This window comes from Nonomuraea sp. B19D2 (assembly GCF_040137845.1).
GTDB lineage: Bacteria > Actinomycetota > Actinomycetes > Streptosporangiales > Streptosporangiaceae > Nonomuraea.
Genome location: NZ_JBEFAK010000045.1, coordinates 42,987 through 59,324, shown reverse-complemented (window position 1 = coordinate 59,324; position 16,338 = coordinate 42,987). Strand labels below are relative to the sequence as shown.

General features: G+C 71.7%; 14 protein-coding genes. 4 read left to right on the top strand and 10 right to left on the bottom strand.

What is annotated here, in order from left to right; genetic code table 11:
- Positions 1-83 precede the first annotated feature (83 nt).
- Positions 84-3,683, top strand: a complete 3,600-nt coding sequence (locus tag ABN273_RS47415; protein WP_349456185.1) for a WD40 repeat domain-containing protein — start codon at positions 84-86, stop codon at positions 3,681-3,683.
- 68 nt (positions 3,684-3,751) lie between these two features.
- Here the strand turns inward: ABN273_RS47415 and ABN273_RS47410 are convergent, their stop codons facing one another.
- From ABN273_RS47410 to ABN273_RS47375, 8 genes are all read right to left on the bottom strand, one after another.
- Positions 3,752-4,246 (bottom strand): virginiamycin B lyase family protein, encoded by a 495-nt coding sequence (locus ABN273_RS47410; protein ID WP_349456184.1) that lies wholly within the window; start codon positions 4,244-4,246, stop codon positions 3,752-3,754.
- A 173-nt stretch (positions 4,247-4,419) separates the two neighbouring features.
- Positions 4,420-4,878, bottom strand: a complete 459-nt coding sequence (locus ABN273_RS47405) for a hypothetical protein (RefSeq protein WP_349456183.1) — start codon at positions 4,876-4,878, stop codon at positions 4,420-4,422.
- Between the two features lie 106 nt (positions 4,879-4,984).
- Positions 4,985-5,386, bottom strand: a complete 402-nt coding sequence (locus ABN273_RS47400) for a type 2 periplasmic-binding domain-containing protein (RefSeq protein WP_349456182.1) — start codon at positions 5,384-5,386, stop codon at positions 4,985-4,987.
- A 42-nt stretch (positions 5,387-5,428) separates the two neighbouring features.
- Positions 5,429-6,310 (bottom strand): ATP-binding cassette domain-containing protein, encoded by an 882-nt coding sequence (locus ABN273_RS47395; protein ID WP_349456181.1) that lies wholly within the window; start codon positions 6,308-6,310, stop codon positions 5,429-5,431.
- Entirely contained in the window at positions 6,307-7,296 is a 990-nt protein-coding gene (locus ABN273_RS47390; RefSeq protein ID WP_349456180.1) for an ABC transporter ATP-binding protein, read from the bottom strand. Before ABN273_RS47390 ends, ABN273_RS47395 begins: the two co-directional genes overlap by 4 nt.
- On the bottom strand, positions 7,293-9,023 hold the full coding sequence (locus tag ABN273_RS47385; protein ID WP_349456179.1) for an ABC transporter permease subunit: 1,731 nt from the start codon (positions 9,021-9,023) through the stop codon (positions 7,293-7,295). Before ABN273_RS47385 ends, ABN273_RS47390 begins: the two co-directional genes overlap by 4 nt.
- Positions 9,020-10,390, bottom strand: a complete 1,371-nt coding sequence (locus ABN273_RS47380) for an ABC transporter substrate-binding protein (RefSeq protein ID WP_349456178.1) — start codon at positions 10,388-10,390, stop codon at positions 9,020-9,022. The genes ABN273_RS47385 and ABN273_RS47380 overlap by 4 nt, the downstream gene beginning before the upstream one ends.
- 254 nt (positions 10,391-10,644) lie before the next feature.
- Positions 10,645-11,067 carry a MerR family transcriptional regulator gene (locus ABN273_RS47375; protein WP_349456177.1) on the bottom strand — a complete coding sequence of 141 codons (423 nt, stop codon included), beginning with the start codon at positions 11,065-11,067 and terminating at the stop codon, positions 10,645-10,647.
- 28 nt (positions 11,068-11,095) lie between these two features.
- On the opposite strand from ABN273_RS47375, the gene ABN273_RS47370 reads away from it, so the two are divergent.
- The gene (locus ABN273_RS47370) at positions 11,096-11,845 is read left to right on the top strand and encodes an MBL fold metallo-hydrolase (RefSeq protein WP_349456176.1); all 750 of its coding nucleotides are present in this window, start codon (positions 11,096-11,098) and stop codon (positions 11,843-11,845) included.
- A gap of 13 nt (positions 11,846-11,858) precedes the next feature.
- On the opposite strand, the gene ABN273_RS47365 is transcribed toward ABN273_RS47370, so the two are convergent.
- The gene (locus ABN273_RS47365) at positions 11,859-12,776 is read right to left on the bottom strand and encodes an SPFH domain-containing protein (RefSeq protein WP_349456175.1); all 918 of its coding nucleotides are present in this window, start codon (positions 12,774-12,776) and stop codon (positions 11,859-11,861) included.
- A 131-nt stretch (positions 12,777-12,907) separates the two neighbouring features.
- On the opposite strand from ABN273_RS47365, the gene ABN273_RS47360 reads away from it, so the two are divergent.
- Entirely contained in the window at positions 12,908-13,582 is a 675-nt protein-coding gene (locus tag ABN273_RS47360; protein ID WP_349456174.1) for a class I SAM-dependent methyltransferase, read from the top strand.
- A gap of 209 nt (positions 13,583-13,791) precedes the next feature.
- On the opposite strand, the gene ABN273_RS47355 is transcribed toward ABN273_RS47360, so the two are convergent.
- Positions 13,792-14,766 (bottom strand): Lrp/AsnC family transcriptional regulator, encoded by a 975-nt coding sequence (locus ABN273_RS47355; protein ID WP_349456173.1) that lies wholly within the window; start codon positions 14,764-14,766, stop codon positions 13,792-13,794.
- A 127-nt stretch (positions 14,767-14,893) separates the two neighbouring features.
- On the opposite strand from ABN273_RS47355, the gene ABN273_RS47350 reads away from it, so the two are divergent.
- On the top strand, positions 14,894-16,315 hold the full coding sequence (locus ABN273_RS47350) for an MFS transporter (RefSeq protein ID WP_349456172.1): 1,422 nt from the start codon (positions 14,894-14,896) through the stop codon (positions 16,313-16,315).
- Positions 16,316-16,338 lie beyond the last annotated feature (23 nt).

The window sequence follows — 16,338 nt, the reverse complement described above, 5'->3', positions numbered from 1 at the left end:
GCCGGATGCGGTCACTGCCGCAACTCGCCGTGGTCCGAACGCTACAGTCGTCGCTACGGGGGGATGGCGGGCGAGGTGATCGTGTGGTTGTCGGCCCCTCCGGCTGCGGGAAGTCCTCGCTGGCGCGGGCCGGACTTGTCCCCGTGATGCAGGCGGAGCCCGGCTGGTGGACGCTGCCTCCCTTCCTCCCCGGCGCGCACCCCATGCGGGCGCTGGCTCGTTCCATCGCGGAGGCGAGCCACACCCTCGGCCTGAACTGGCCGGTGGAGCTGGTACGTCAGCGCCTTGACCAGACACCTGACCTGGCGGAGCTGGCCGAGGAGCTGCTGGCCGCGGTGCCCGGTGGTAACGCCCGCCGCCTCCTCATGGTTGTCGACCAGTTCGAAGAGATCGTCACCCTGGCCGATGAGGCGGAAAGGGCGAGGCTGGCGAATGCGATCGCCTCAGGCGGCGACCTGATCCGCGTGGTCGGCACGCTCAGGCCGGAGTTCCTGACGCAGCTCCTCGCCGACCCGGCGCTGGCGGCGGTGCCGGCCAGACCCTTCGCGTTACGCCCCATGCGCAGCGAGGCCCTGGCCCACGTGATCGAAGGGCCGGCGAGGCTGGCCGGCATCCAGGTCGATGAGGCGTTGGTGGCGCAACTGGTGCACGACACCGGGACCGGCGAAGCGCTGCCACTGCTGGCGTTCACCCTGGCACGGCTGTCGGAAGGGGTCGAACGCGGCGGCAGGCTGTCAGCCGAGCTCTACAAGGCGATCGGTGGCGTCAGCGGCTCGCTCAGCATGCAGGCCGACGAGGCCATGAACGCGGCCTGCTCCGTCTCCCGTCGCGACAGGCAGCAGGTCATCGCCGGGTTACTGCGCCTGGTGACCGTGGACGACCGCGGCCGGCCCACCAGGTGGCGCGCGGCGCTCGCCGAGCTGCCGGAGATCGTCCAGGCGGAGCTGGCCGAGTTCGTCTCACGCCGGCTCGTCGTCACGACCGTGGAAGGCGACGAGACACTGATCGGCGTGGCCCACGAAGCCATCCTGACGGCCTGGCCGCCGCTGGCGTCGGCGATAGAACGCGACGTCACCGGCCTTCGGGCCCGGCGGGTGGTCGAGCAGGCGAGCGAGGAATGGGTCGCCGACAACAAGGCCACGAGACGGCTCTTCGAGCAGGGCAGGCTCGCCGCGGCGCTCAGCGACACCCGAGCGAGATACCGATGGACGGCGCGTTCGCACGGCCACCTCGCGTTCCCGCGGCGCCGTGTGGTCTTCGCTGAGCGGATCACCCTCAGCGACCGCGCCACCGACTTCCTGACGGCCTCCGTCCGGCGCAACAGGTTCCGGCGGGCACGTGCCGTCGTCATCCTGTCCAGCCTGCTGATCGCCGCACTGATCGCGGCCGGCCTGGCATTCGCCGGCCAGCGCGATGCCACCCGCGAACAGCGCCGCGCACTCGCACGCCAGCTGAACGCCCAAGCCGAGGGGCTGCGCGCGAGCGACCCGCGGACGTCGCTGCGCCTGGGGATCGCCGCCCATCGCGTACATCCGGACGCGGTCACGTCCTCCGGTCTGCTGAAGACGCTCACCGACAGCCGGTACGCCGCCACGCTACCCGGATTCGAAAGCTGGATCACGTCGGTCGCCTACACGGCCGACGGCAGGTTCATGGTGACCGCTGACCACTTCGGGAACGTGTACCTGTGGGATGCGAGCGGGCAGGGCCCGCCCCGCAGGCTCGGTGAGCACCTGGACATACCGGACGGCGGATTCGTTGCGGGGACGGCCCTCAACCATGACGGCACCGTGCTGGTCGTGGGCGGGCTGCCGACGACCGTATGGGACGTGTCAGACAAGGCGCGCCCGCGCCTTCTGGGCAATATAGAGACCGGCGGCGGTGCCACCGAATGCGTGCTCTTCCTCCCGAGCCGATCGCTGCTGGTGTACGCCGCCGAGAGTGGTCTCGGCCTGGTCGACCTGAGCCGGCCCGGCAGCCCGAAGCTGCTGGACCGCGAGGATGTGAGCGCCACTCTCATGGCCATGTCGCTGACGCCCGACGGCACGAAGCTGGCGGCAGGTGACCTGGAGGGCTCGGTGCACGTCTGGCAGATCTCCGGCATGTCTGACCTGCGGCGCCTGGCGACCTCGGACTCCAAGGAACCGGCGGCGATCAGCTCGATCGCCTACCAGCCCGACGGGAAGACCTTGATCACCGGCAGGTACGACGGCGGGATCACCGCGTGGAAGCAGACCGGCTCGGCTCTGACCAGGGACCTGACCGTCTCCCTGCCGAGCTTCGCCGACGGGACAGCGGGTGTGGCTTACCTGCGCGACCCGAAGGGGAACGTGATGCTGGCGGCGGCGTCGGCGGGCGGCTCCGCAGCGTTCTGGGCGTTCGGCGAGCCACGGGCCGCGCCGGCGGATCCGCCGCAGGACGGCGCGGCGGTCGTGAGCATCGGCTCGGCAGGAGGGGTTACCTTCGCACCGGATGGACGATCGTTCGCCACAGGAGGGAACGACGGCGACGGCTATCGCATCGTCGAGTGGGATGTCCTCAATCGGGCACTGCCCCGGAAGATGACGGGACAGCTCCCGCCGCCTCCGGCCGTGGAGGGCTCGGAGCCGGATGACTTCGGCCAGTCCCGGGCCTCCGTAACGTTCTCCCGGGATGGGAACGTGATGGCTCTCGGCTCCAGCGACGGGCGTGTCGCGGTCTTCGACGTCTCCGACCGCACGCGCGTCCGCTTCATCCGCCCGGTGCTCCAGGGATACGCTCCAGAGTTCTCACCTGGCGGAAACCTTCTCGCCGTGGCTGAGATGACCGGTGAGGGCGACGACGCCGACATCCGCAAGATCCGTCTCTGGTCGGTGAATCGTGGCGCGGAATTGCGGGCGATCCAGGAGATCCCCGGACGGATCGCCGGCTTCTCGCCCTCTGGCGACACCTTGGCCGTCGGCAATACACGTCAGAACGGGCATGCTCCCATCACCCTGTGGAACGTCTCGGCGGACGGCCGCCTCCAGCAGCTCGGCACCGTCACTCCCGAGGTGACCAGCAACCTGTCCTTCCTGGGATTCACACCCGACGGCCACACCCTCGTGTCGGCCGCCAGCGGCCTCTACTCGCTCGGCGGCGGGGAGACGGCGGTGCGTCTCTGGGACACGCGGGATCGCGCGAAACCGCGCCTCGTCAGCGACACGATCGTCGACGACAGCGGCCTGAGCGGCGTACTCGCCCTGTCGCCGGATGGCCGCATGCTGACCGTGGGCAACGCCAGCGGCGCCATCGTCCTGTGGGACATCTCCGACCCCCGCGCGCCCGAACGCGTCGGTCAGCCCCTCACCGGCGGCGGCGAGTCGGTCGTCGCCGCCTTCACCGGGGACGGAACAATGTTGGCGGTGGGCGACGGGAACACCGGTGTCTACCTCTGGGACGTGAGCGACCCGGCCCGGGCGGGCCAGATCGGCCACTCGCTGTACGGGCTCGACGCGCGACCGGCTGCGATGGCTTTCCTGCCAGGGGCAGATGACCTCTTCGCCGTGGACACGCGGGACACCCTTACCGGATGGGACTTCCGCAACTTGCACCGGCTGCGGGCGGACCTGGTGGGGAGCGCCTGCCGGCTGGCCTCGGGTGGGCTCGACATCAACCAGTGGCGCCGCTACATCGTGGGCTTGAACTACGAGCGAACCTGCTAGATCAGGCGCGACGTCGTGGACATCCTCGTGCCGGCCGGCAGCACCGTCATCACGGTCCGCTGGCCTGGTCATGGAGTGACGACTGCTATTCGGTCGACGTAGTTCTCGGTGAGCCAGAGCTTGGCGTCGGGGCCCTCCGTGATCTCGAAGCCCCCCGAGAAACGGGTCGGCAGCGGATACTCGTTGATCGTCCCCGCCGTGGTGATGCTGCCGACCTTGTCGCCGATGAACCACAACGCGTCATCCGGCCCCTTCTTGATGCTGATGGGACTCGCGGGACTGCTCGGCACCGGAAGTTCGTTGATCGTCGCCCGCTGGGCGCCGTTGGCCGCGAGCCTGGCAGGCGAGAGGCTCCAGGGCGGGGTCCTGGGCGGGCGGGGGCAGCGTATGCCCCGGTGCACGGGCATCTGCTTGAGTACCTGGCAGAGCTTCACCCAAGGGCGTGGGGGCGGCGGCTCGAGTCTCGCGCCGGCGGACGCGGACACGGGCGAGAGCGTGCTCGCCGCCAGGGCCACCGCTGTGACCACGAGCGGGTATTTCCGGCGTCGAGTCGAGGAACGCATGGCATCCTTCCAGACGGAGAACGAAGGACCGCTGGCGGCCGTAGTCGCTCCCAATATCACGCACGGTGACCGTCTCTTCGCGCCGTCCGCGTTCGTGGCTGGTCATGGAAATGCCAACTCATCAGCGCGCCCATGCTGCCCCGGGCCTTACCGAGCCGGCCGATGGCCTCCGCTCAGGCGGGGAGCTCGAACCAGAGAGTCTTGTCCGAGGTGCCCCAGCAGCACGCCAGCTGCTCGAAAACATCGGGATGGCGCTGCGTCAGCGCGCCGGTCGCGGCCTCGACCTCGACCTCGACCTCGCAGCGCAGCAGGCCACCCGTGGCCCAGACGGTCAGCCGGTACGACCCGCGCGCCTGCCACACCGCATCGGCGACCAGCTCGCCGGCCAGCCGCTCAGCGGCCGCTGCCGGTCCGGCGAGACCCCACGTGGCAAGCCGGGTACGGACGAGACGCCGCGCCCGGAGCGCGGAGAACATGTTCGGCGAAAGCGACCAAGAGGCGATCCGCTCGCCCTGACCCTCGCTCTCGTCGGCGCCCAGGACCTTGGATCTGATCCGGTCCCAGGCCAGACCATGGACGCTCGTGTCGAGGTCCTGCCGGATGCTCTGTCCCATGAAGGCATAGGTGTTCATGCAGCACTCCCACAGTCGAGACGCTGTCCATCATGCGCATGGCGGCCGCGCGTGGGGGACGGGAGGGTCACCCATATGGGTACCTATTCCTGCGAAACTAAGTACCTTAGCCTCTAGCTCCAGGCCCGGGCAGCCTGCCGGAGCCGGTCGCGGACCCGCACGAGCCGGCCCGAGGCCAGGTGCTCCTGGCACAGCGAGCGGGCAGCACGCTGTAGCCGGCGCCCGCGGTGACCGCCGACAGGACGGCGTACAGGTTCGGCACGGTGACCGCGGCCGGGGTCGCGAGCTGCTTGCCGAAGACGTGACGCCAGTAGCGGCGCACGATGGGCAGGTCCTCCGCGTACGTGACCAAGGGCGCGCCCCGGCGCGCGGCGCAGAGATCCTCTGGACGTCCGGTGTACGGCACAGTCACGCGGCCGGTGGGGGTCCACAGCGACACGATGCGGGCGTCCCGGTTCCAGCTCATCAGCCGCGCGTCGTAGGGGACCGCCCCGTACGGGCGGAACACATGGCCGGAGCTGCGCCGACCTGTACGCCATCGCCAACCAGCTCAACCGCCAGCCTGACTTCCACGAGGGCCACGATCTGCGCCGCAAGCCGTACCTCCCGGTACGCGTGCCGATCGACGCGGGTCCGGTACGCCTCCGGCGCTGAGCGAGGGCCTGCCCACCGAGAGCAGCTCGCGGGTGTAGGGATGGGCGGGCGCGTCCCACACCTGGTGCGCCGGGCCGGTCTCGACGATCCGGCCGTGGTGCAGCACCGCGACGTCGTGCCGCGCCACATGCCGGACCAGGGCCAGGTCGTGGGCGATGAACAGCTGGCCGAGGCCCAGCTCGTCGCGCAGCTCGGTGAGCAGGTTGACGATCCCGGCCCGTACGGACGGATCGAGCGCGGACACGGGTTCGTCGAGCACCAGGAGCCTGGGGGAGCAGGCGAGGGCGCGGGCGATGCCCACGCGCTGGCACTGGCCGCCGGACAGCTCGTGCGGCCGGCGCCGGGCGAGCGAGGCGTCCAGGCGGACGAGCTCGAGCAGCTCGGCGACCCGCGCCCGGCCCGTCACCGGATCCCAGCGTCCCTGGACGCGCAGCGGTTCGGCGATCGCGTCGTGGACGCGCAGCCGTGGGCTGAGCGAGCCGTACGGGTCCTGGAAGACGGGCTGCAGCGCGGGCCGCAGCGGGCGCAGGGCCCGCTCGTCGAGTCCGGTGAGCTCGCGCCCCTCGAACCGCACCGACCCGCCCTCGGGCCTGCGCAACATCAGCACGGCGGCGGCGATGCTGGACTTCCCCGACCCCGACCCGCCGACCAGGGCAAGGGTCTCGCCGGCCCGCACGGTGAACGAGACACGATCGACCGCGAGGACCGGCGGGGTACGGCGGCCACGTGCCGGGTAGCGGACGGTCAGGTCACGCACCTCCAGCAGGGGCGTTGTCATCGGGACTCCTCGAACAGCTCGGTGACCGGATCCGGCAGCTCGCCGAGCCGGTGGCAGGCGGCCAGCCGCCCGTCGCCGGCCTCGTACGGCTGCGGCTCCCGCGCTCGGCAGGCGTCAGCGGCGGCCGGGCAGCGGGGCGCGAAGGCGCACCCGGTCGGCAGCGCGCCGGCCGACGGCGGCGAGCCGCCGATCGAGGGCAGCCGCCGGCCCGTCATCCGGACAGAGGCGACGAGGCCGCCGGTGTAGGGGGCGCGCGGGTGGCTCAGCACCTGGCCGACCGGCCCGGATTCCGCGAGCCGGCCCGCGTACATGACGAGCACGCGCTCGGCGTGCGCCGCGGCCACCGCCAGATCGTGCGTGACCAGCAGCACGGCCGCCCCCGACCGTTCGCGCTGCTCGCCCAGCATGCGCAGGATGCGGTCCTGGACGAGGGGATCCAGCGCGGTGGTCGGCTCGTCGGCGATGACGAGGGCGGGATCGTTGACGGTGGCCATGGCGATCACCACGCGCTGGCGCATCCCGCCGGAGAACTCGTGGGGATAGGCACGCGCGCGCCGCGCCGCGTCCGGGATGCCGGCCCGGTCGAGAGCGGCCACCGCCCGCTCCATGGCGGCACTACGGCTCAGCCGCCGCACCGATCTCGCGGCGAGGGCGATCTGGTCGCCGACGGTGTGCACGGGGCTGAGCACCGACAGCGCGTCCTGCGGCACGAAGGCGACAAGCCGTCCACGTACCCGCTGGTAGAGGCGCTGGGGCGCGCCGCACAACTCCTGCCCGTCCAGGCGTACGCTGCCGGAGGCGCGCAGGCCGGGCGGCAGCAGCCCGAGCACGGCTCGCGCGGTGAGCGACTTGCCCGCGCCGGACTCGCCGACGACGGCGAGCATCTCCCCACGGTTCACCTCGAAGGACAGCCCCCGTACGAGCTCCGTGTCCCGGCCGGTGACGCGCAGGTCGCGCACGGCCAGCAGCGGCTCGGGGCCCGTCATGCCGGATCTCCCGGCCCGCGGCGGAGCGTGGACAGCGACACCGCCAGCGCGGCCAGCAGCAGGAGCATGCCCGCCGGGACCAGCGCCGCCCACGGCGCGCGCTCGACGTACGGCAGCGACTCGGCCAGCGTCAGCCCCCACTCGGGGGCGGGCGGCTGGGCGCCCAGCCCCAGAAAGCCGAGGGACGCCAGGGCCAGCGCGACGCCGGGCAGCCGCAGCACCGCGTGGCGGGCGATCGGACCGGCGACCGCGGGCAGGACGTGGCGGGTCAGGATCCAGGCGGGCGGGGAGCCGATGGCACGCTGGGCCACCAGGTGGGCCGCGGCGCGGGTCTCGGACACCAGGGCGGCCGCGTGAGCGGCGAGCACGGGCCAGGACACCAGCGCGACCGCGACGGAGGCGCCCAGCGTGCCGGGCCCCAGCAGCGCCGCGACCAGGATGCCGGCGATCACCGGCGGCACGGCGTTGGCGATCTCGGCGGTGCCGGAGGCCACACCGGGCAGGAAGCCCATGGCCAGGGAGAGCGCGTACGAGGCCGCACACACCAGGGCCGCCACCCCCAGCGTGGCCGCCGCCCCGTGACCGGCCCTGGCCAGCACGTCCCGGCCCAGCGCGTCGGTCCCCAGCGGATGCTCCCAGCTCGGCCCGGCGAGCCTGGCCGCCAGGTCGACGGCCAGCGGATCGAGGAACAGACCCCAGCCGATGGCCACCGCCAGCACGGCGGCGCAGGCGGCCGGTACCAGCCGGCCCGCCCTGGCCGCCGGGAGCGGGTCCGGCGCGGGCAGCGACAGGGCGGCGTCGCGCAGCCCGGGGCCGAGCATCCAGCGCCGGACGGCACCGGCCAGCGTACCGGCGAGCACGCCGAGGAGGACGAGGGCGAGCACCGCGGCCTGCAGCAGCGGCAGGTTCTGCGATTCCGCCGCGCCCAGCGCGGTCCGCCCGATGCCGGGCACCGCGAACACCGTCTCGACGGCCACCGCGCCGCCCGTCAGCCCCACGGCGACCAGCCCGAACTGGGGGATGAGCGCGGGCAGCGCACGGCGGAGCACCGCCCGCGCGACGACCCCGGGACCGCAGCCGGCCGAGCGCCACAGCCCCACCCACGGCTCGGCGAACACCGCGGGCAGCGCGTCGTCCACCAGCCGCCCCAGGATCCCGCCGGCCGGGATGCCCAGCGCGAGCGCGGGCAGCACCAGGTTCCGCGGCTCCTGCCAGCCGTAGGGCGGCAGCCAGCCCAGCCACACCGACAGCGTCACCAGCAGCAGCGTCGCGATGAGGAACTCGGGCAGCGCGCCCAGCGCCGCCGCCGCGGCCCCGGTGCCCCGGCCGCCGCGCAATGAGCCCCGCGCACCGCGCACCAACGTCGGCGCGCACAGCACGCACACCAGCACCAGCGTCACGGCCAGCGCCGCGGCCATCAGCGTCAGCGAGACGCTGACGGACGACAGCACCAAGGGCAGCACCGGGCCGCCGTCCACCCAGGAGCGGCCGAAGTCGCCGCGCAGCACGCCTCCCAGCCAGTCGCCGAGCAGCGGCACGGGACCGCCGTCCAGGCCGAGCTCGCGCCGGATGGCCGCAAGCGTCTCCGGTGACGGCTCCTGCTCGGCAGAACGGGCGCGCAGCAGCGACAGCGCCGCGTCGCGACCGGACAACCAGGGCAGCAGCCCGACCACGACGATGATCGCGACCAGCGAGACGGCGCGCGAGATCAGCGGGGACGCCCTCATTTGAGCCGGGTGTCCACCGTGACCAGGAGCCGCTCGCGCGGGTCCTTCGCCGAGTCCACCACCGCGGTGGCGTCGCCCTGGATGACGCGCTCGTGCAGCATCGGGATCGCGGCATCGGTGCCCAGGATCGCCGCCTCTGCCTCGAGGATCGCCGCGCGCCTCGCGGCGCCCGCCTCCGTCGCCGCAGCCCTGCGCACCGCCCGGTCGACGTCCTTGTCGCACAGCTTGGCCAGGTTGAACGAGCCGTCGCAGGTGAAGTCGGCCTGCAGGTACGCGACGGGGTCGCCGGAGTCCAGCATCGTCGCCCGGGAGAGGATGAACGCGTCGAACTTGCCGGCCAGCGCGTCCTCCTCGATGTGCGCGTACTCCCGCACCACGAGCCTGACCGTGAACCCGGCGGCCTGGAGCTGCTGCTGCAGCACTGAGGCGATCTCGGGCAGCTCCGGCCGGTCGGAGTAGGTCGCGAGGGAGATCGACGTGCCCTTGGCGTCGGCGGGTGCCGTCCTTTCTGTCAGGGCTCGACGGCCTTCGGCGGCCCACGGGAGGGCGGGCCCCAGCAGGCCCCCCGCGACGTCGGCGCGGCCCTCGTACACGCCCTTGACCAGTTGCGCGGCGTTGATCGCGGCCCGTACGGCGGCGCGCGCCCCCGGGTCCTTGAAGGGGCCGGTCGCGGTGTTCAGGTAGAGGGTGTTGGTACGCGGCATCGGCACCTCGCTGATCGTCTCCTTCGGCAGCAGCGCGGCCTGCGAGACCGGCACCGCCTCGGCGATGTGCGCCGCGCCGCTGCGGATGGCGGCAGCGCGCGCGGTGCCGTCCGGGACGAAGGAGACGTCGATGCCGGTTGCCTTGGCCTTTCCGCCCCAGTAGCCGTCGTAGCGGTCGAGGGTCGCGGTCGTGGTGCCGTTGACGCGGGTCAGCTTGAAGGGGCCGCTACCGGTGCCGACCGGGTTCACCTTGCCGTTCTGGCCGTAGGCGCTTTCGGCCAGGATCGACAGCTGCGGAGAGGACAACCGGTGCGGTACGAGCGGGTCCGGCCCGCCCGTGGTGACGACGACCTTGTCGCTCTCGGCCCTGGCCTTGAGCGCCACGCCGTCCAGAATGCGCGGTTTGGGAGTGGCCTCCGCCGCGTGGGTCAGCGCGTTGGCGGCGACCTGCGCGCTCAGCCGGGTGCCGTCATGGAAGGTCACGCCCTGACGGACGGTGAACTCCCAGGTCCGGTCGTCACGCCGCGTCCACACGGTGGCCAGCCCGGGTCGCGCGTTGCCCTGCTCATCCAGGTTGACCAGGGTCTCGGCGGTGGACCAGCGCGACAGCTTGAAGGCGTCGTCGCTCAACGGCGACAGGCCCGCACGCGGGGGCAGGAGCATCGCCACCTTGATCCGGCCACCGGCGGGGGAGGAGCTCGTGCTCTGCCCGTCTACTGGGAGGGAACACGCGGCCAGTGAAAGGGCACAAGCTGTCATGAGGGCATGCAAAGACCTGGGATTACGCATGGACGGTCCAGACGTGGAGGAGTTAGGCGATCGAGAGATTAGCACATTGAAAACCGTTCCCATTTTCACAAGTGCTTGAGCCCGCAATACGCCCGCTTCGTCCCCGTCGGCCTCGCCGGCCGGCCGGGTCAAACCCCCGAGCGCGGGGTGTCCCCGGGCGGCGGGATGTGTGCCGCGATCTGCTCGCGGGCGTGCTCGCATTCGGCGAAGCTGTGCGGACAGGCCAGGGCGTGCTCGATGAGTTCCTTGGCCGCGCGAGCCCGCGAGATGCGCTCCTCCAGCTTCACGACGTGATGGCGCAGCAGGTCCCGGTGGTCCATCGGGCTGGCGGTGGACAGGAGCGAACGCAGTTCGGGCAGCGTGAAGCCGGCTTCCTTGCCCATGCGGATCAGCGCCACCCGCTCCAGATCGGCGTGCCCGTAACTCCGCCGGCCGCCCGTCTGCCGGGCCGGCTGGAGCAGGCCCATGCTCTCCCAATGCCGCAGCACATGAGTGGGCAGACCGAAGCGTTCGGCTAGCTCGCCGATCGACAGGTCCTCGCTTGACTTCATGTATACATTAACCGGCACCGTGGGCGGCATGATCAAGCAATCGATCGCGGTCACCCGCGTGGTGAACTCCTGTGTGCTGCTCGAGCTGGACGGGCACCAGGTGCTCACCGACCCCTGGTTCATCGAGCGATGGTGGCTGCGCCGTGGCGAGCCACTGGGCCTGCGGGTCGCCGACCTGCCTCCCCTGGCCGCCGTCGTCGTCACCAACCCGGCCACCAACCACTGGGATCTGCGCGCCCTGCGCCTCCTGCCGGACAAGGACGTCCCCGTGTACGTGCCCTTCCCGCGCATGGCTCGCCAGGCCAGAGCGCTCGGTTTCCGGAACGCCGAGCGGCTGGGCTGGGGCGAGACCCGGAAGATCGCGCCGGGCGTGTCCATGCGGGTGGTGCCCTCCGGGCGCACTCTGATGTGGCCCAACAACGCCTACGCCTTCAGCACGGCCGACGCCGAGGTCTTCTTCGGCGGGGAGATCGCCGAAGTGGGCCCGCTGGAGCGGTACCGGTCCGAACACCGGGCAGTGGACCTCGCCCTGCTGCCGGTCAACGGGCTGCGTCCGGTGTTCGGCCCGCGCCTGGTGATGGATCCCGCCCGCGCGGTGGCCGGGGCGTCCGTCCTGGGTGCGGAGGTGCTCATCCCGGTGCACGACGCCCACGGGCACGATCCGCTGTCGGCCCTGTTCCGGACCGGCGGCACCGCCGCGGACGCGGCGGCGCTGGCCGGGACGCGCTTGCGGGTCGCGGACCTGAGGCCGGGCGAGCGCTGGACACCCGCGCCCTGAGCCGGCCCTTGGTCTATGCGGTACGTGCGACGCCACTTCTCGCGGCCGGTTCCGCGGCGGGACGTTCGAACGAAGGCCCTGGCGGGGCCAGCTCGGGCGTGCCGGCGTCCGTCACGGCCGGTTGCTCTTCCTGCTGCCGCTCCGAGGGAGCGGCGGCCTGCTCAGCGGCAGGCGTGTCCTTCCCGGAGCGCTCGAAGAAGCGCAGCAGCTCCACCGGCAGCGGCATGACGAGCGTGGAGGTCTTCTCGGCCGCGACCTCCACCACGGTCTGCAGCAGACGCAGCTGCAGCGCGCCGGGGGTCTCGGTCATGATGGCCGAGGCGTCGGCGAGCTTCCGCGCGGCCTGGAACTCTCCGTCCGCGGTGATCACCCGCGCCCTGCGCTCCCGTTCGGCCTCGGCCTGGCGGGCGATCGACCGCTTCATGGTGTCGGGAAGATGGACATCCTTGATCTCCACGCGGTCGATGTGGATGCCCCATCCCAGCGCGGGGCTGTCGATCATCAACGCCAGGCCCTTGTTCAGCTCCTCACGGTTGGAGAGCAGGTCGTCCAGATCGCTCTTGCCGATGATCGAGCGCAGTGAGGTCTGCGCCACCTGCTCGATCGCGAACAGGTAGTTCTGCACCGCGATGGCCGCCCGTAGCGGCTCCTCGACCCGGAAGTAGGCGACGGCGTCGACCTGTACGGAGACGTTGTCACGGGTGATGCCCTCCTGCGTGGGCACCGGCATCGTGACGATCTGTACGTTCACCTTCCTCATCCGGTCCACGACCGGGATGAGGAAGGTGAGCCCTGGCTGGCGGATCTCCCGCTGTGCCTTGCCGAAACGGAAGACCACGCCGCGTTCGACCTGGTTGACGACCCTGACGCTGGAGACCGCCAGCCAGACCGTGATCAAGACGATCAGTGCGAGCACAATATTGATGATCATGGTCTCATCCCTCCCTTCAAGGCTAGATCCGGAGACATGCCTGCGTAGGTAAGGAAGTCGTCAAGACCTGGACATCGCCGCCCGGCACATGTCGTGCCGCACGCCGCGGAATCAGCGGGTATGAATAGATCATGACCGCACGGTATGACGGGCAGGCCGAGTGGTACGACGAGCGCATCGGGTCCCACGCCGCCGTTACCATCGCCGACCTGGGTGACCTGCTCGGTCCCGGCGAAGGGCGGTGCCTGGACCTCGGCTGCGGCACCGGCCTCTACCTCGACGCCATCCGCTCCAGCGGCCGGGCCGTCGTCGGCCTCGACCGTTCCGCCGACCAGTTGCGTCTCGCCCGCCGCAGGGACGGCGCCGCCCCGCTCCTCCAGGGCGACGCGACGGTGCTTCCGTTCGCCGCGGACACGTTCGGCACCGTCACCGCGCTCTGGATCTCCACCGACATCGCCGACTTCGCCGGGCTGCTGCGCGAGGCGGCCCGGGTCCTGCGCCCTGGCGGGTTGCTGCTGTTCTACGGCGTGCACCCGTGCTTCAACGGCCCGCACATCGAGACCCGCGAGGACGGAGCCGTGGTCATCCATCCCACGTACCGGATCAAGGGCTGGCACAAGAGCTCGCCGTGGTGGCGCAAGGGCGGGATCCGGGAGCGGGTCGGGATGAGCCATGTGCCGCTGGCCGACCTGGTCAACGCCTTCATCGACGCGGGACTGACCGTCGAGCGCGTGTACGAGCCCCAGCAGCGCCCCATCCCGAACGTGCTGGCCGTACGGGCAGTCCGCCGGGACTCCAGCGGGTGATGGGGGCTCACTTCCAGACCGTGACCTTGGAGGTGGTCACCCGGCCGCCTGCGCGGAAGACCAGGTTCGGGTCCGAGCTCGTGTAGTGGGCAGGCGTGTAGTACCGGCCGCCGTTATAGGTGAACGGTCCGCACTGGATCCAGCCCTTGCCCTTGGTGCTGGAGACGTCGAGCCAGAACTTGTGCCCGGGATGGCAGCGGCCGGGGACCTCAGGAGGGGCGGCGGGGCGAGTGCCCGGCCGCCTTGAGGGTGTGCATGACCGGGGCGGTCTCCAGGGCGCGGATCTGGTCCAGCGCGCTGAGCCGGTGGGTGAGGTAGCGGTGCAGGTCGGCGGGGGTGGGGCAGAGCGCGCAGGCGAGCAGGTTGGTCGCGCCGGTGGTGGCGGCGACGACGGCGAGCTCGTGGTGGGTGGCGAGGGTGGTCGCGACCTGGTCCAGGTGTGCCGGCGCGACGGTCATCCACAGCAGGGCCTGGGTGGTGACGCCGTACGCGGCGGCGTCGACCTCCACGTCGAAGAAGACCAGCCCCCGGGCGCGCAGGTCGGCCAGGCGGCGCGCCACGGTCGCCTGGGACCAGCCGGTCGCGGCGGCCAGCTCGGCGTAGCCGGCCCGGCCGTCGTGGCGCAGGGCGTCGATCAGGCCGTGGTCCGCACCGGTCAGTGCGGACGGGCCTGGCGCGACGGCGGGTTGAGCCGGTGGCGCCAGCCGCTGCCGCTGCCGCTCGTCGAGTGCCTGGAGGCGTCCGTGCCACGCCGTCGGACCGCCCAGGTACGTGTGGAGCAGCAGCTGCGCGGAGACCGCGGTGATCCCGGACGTGCGGGGGATGTCGTGCAGCAGCAGCGACCGTGACGGCCCGCTGTGGCCCGGCGCCTGGACGATCGCGAAGATCTCCGTGCCTCCGGAGGCCAGCTTGACCCAGGAGGTGTCGGGCCGCCGGGCCAGCGCGTGGGCCAGAGCCTGCGAGGCGGACGGGGCGGCGGTGAGCCGGACCACCCATTGCGCCTGGCCGGTGCGGTCCTGTTCGGGGAGGCCGACGACGCGCAGCCCGGCCTCGGCGCGCAGCCGCCGGTAGCGGCGCGCCACCGTCTGCGTGGACACGCCGAGCACCTCCGCGATCCGGCTGAACGGGGCCCGCCCGTCGATGTGCAGAGCATGGATCAGGCCCCGGTCCAGATCGTCGAGCATGGTCACATTCTTTCGCCTGGCGGACTCTGGTGGAAGAAATCATCCAATACAGTCCTGTGGCTGGAACACCGGCACCTCCCGGGATCACGCTGCTGCCTGCAATCACAAGCCGGCAAAGGAGTAGCGGATGCTCGTACGAGAGGACACATCGGCGGCGGTGGCGTATCGGTGGCGGTGGCTCGCCCTGGTCACGCTGTTGATCGCCGAGGCGATGAACCTGTTGGACGCCACGATCGTCACGGTGGCCGCTCCGGTGATCCACCACGATTTCGGCGGCGCCGGATCCGATATCCAGTGGTTCAGCGCCGCCTACACGCTGCCCTTCGCCGTGCTGCTGATCCCCGGCGGCCGCCTGGGCGACCTGGCCGGTCGCAGGCGGATGTTCGCGGCGGGCGTCGCGGCCTTCGCGCTGGCATCGGTGATGTGCGCGTGCGCCACCGGCCCGGGAATGCTGATCGGCATGCGCGCGATCCAGGGCGCCGCGGCCGCACTGATCATTCCGCAGACCATCGGGCTGATCCGGGCCATGTTCGACGGGGCCGAGCTGGCCAAGGCGATGGGCAGCATCGGACCGGTGATGGGCCTGGCCGCCATCTGCGGGCCGGTGCTGGGCGCCGTGCTCACCCACGCCGACCTGTTCGGCGTGTCGTGGCGGGCGGCGTTCCTGATCAACATCCCCCTCTCCGCCGTCGTGCTGGCCACCGTTCCGGCGCTGCGGGAGAACAGGTCGTCCCGGCCCGTCCGCTTGGACCTGAGCGGGACCGCCCTGGCGATGCTCGGAACCGGACTGGTCGTCTACCCCCTCATCCAGGGCAACACGGCCGGCTGGCCGGCCTGGACCTGGGCCGCCCTGGGTGCCGGCGTCGTGGTGCTGGTGGCGTTCGGCCGGCAGCAGCGTCGCCGCGCCCGCCGCGGCCGCACCGCGCTGATCGAGCCGAGCCTGTTCCGCGGCCGGGCCTTTCCCGCCGCGCTGGCGACCTCCACGCTGTTCTTCGCGGCGGTGAACGGCTTGACGGTGGTGATCGTCCTGCAGGTGCAGCTCGGCCTGGGCGGCGACGTCCTCGCGTCCGGGATGACCCTGCTGCCGTGGTCGGTCGCGATGGCCGTCGCGTCATGGGTCTGCGGCACCCGCCTGTTCCCCAGGTATGGGGCCAGGGTCATGTTCGCGGGGCTCGCCGCCCTGCTCGCCGGGGTCTTCGGCGCCATCGCCGCCTACCGGACCGCCACCTGGCTGCTTCCCGCCGCCCTGGCGCTGGGCGGGCTCGGGAACGGGCTGTTCACCGTTCCGTTCTTCACCACGGCGCTGTCGCGGGTCCGCCCCCATGAAACCGGCTCCGCCGCGGGCCTGCTCAACGCCGTCCAGCAGTTCGGCGGCACGCTCGGCATCGCCGTACTCGGCACGGCCTTCTTCCACGTCTTCACCCGTGCCGGCATCGCACCCGGGACGGCCGCTCTCGACGCGACCGGGCTCGCGTTCTGGATCGCCGCGGCGCTCATCGTCGCCACCGCCGCCACGGCGGCTCTCATGAACGCCCAAGATAGTCACTAAATTTGACTGTATGGATTGGTGAC

Bases quoted from the DNA above. Each gene is read 5' to 3' on its own strand.
- ABN273_RS47360 (WP_349456174.1), top strand. From the start codon at position 12,908: ATGACCGCACGGTATGACGGGCAGGCCGAGTGGTACGACGAGCGCATC.
- ABN273_RS47370 (WP_349456176.1), top strand. From the start codon at position 11,096: ATGATCAAGCAATCGATCGCGGTCACCCGCGTGGTGAACTCCTGTGTG.
- ABN273_RS47350 (WP_349456172.1), top strand. From the start codon at position 14,894: ATGCTCGTACGAGAGGACACATCGGCGGCGGTGGCGTATCGGTGGCGG.
- ABN273_RS47395 (WP_349456181.1), bottom strand. From the start codon at position 6,310: ATGACAACGCCCCTGCTGGAGGTGCGTGACCTGACCGTCCGCTACCCG.
- ABN273_RS47385 (WP_349456179.1), bottom strand. From the start codon at position 9,023: ATGAGGGCGTCCCCGCTGATCTCGCGCGCCGTCTCGCTGGTCGCGATC.
- ABN273_RS47365 (WP_349456175.1), bottom strand. From the start codon at position 12,776: ATGATCATCAATATTGTGCTCGCACTGATCGTCTTGATCACGGTCTGG.
- ABN273_RS47390 (WP_349456180.1), bottom strand. From the start codon at position 7,296: ATGACGGGCCCCGAGCCGCTGCTGGCCGTGCGCGACCTGCGCGTCACC.
- ABN273_RS47380 (WP_349456178.1), bottom strand. From the start codon at position 10,390: ATGCTCCTGCCCCCGCGTGCGGGCCTGTCGCCGTTGAGCGACGACGCC.
- ABN273_RS47375 (WP_349456177.1), bottom strand. From the start codon at position 11,067: ATGAAGTCAAGCGAGGACCTGTCGATCGGCGAGCTAGCCGAACGCTTC.
- ABN273_RS47355 (WP_349456173.1), bottom strand. From the start codon at position 14,766: ATGCTCGACGATCTGGACCGGGGCCTGATCCATGCTCTGCACATCGAC.
- ABN273_RS47405 (WP_349456183.1), bottom strand. From the start codon at position 4,878: ATGAACACCTATGCCTTCATGGGACAGAGCATCCGGCAGGACCTCGAC.
- ABN273_RS47410 (WP_349456184.1), bottom strand. From the start codon at position 4,246: ATGCGTTCCTCGACTCGACGCCGGAAATACCCGCTCGTGGTCACAGCG.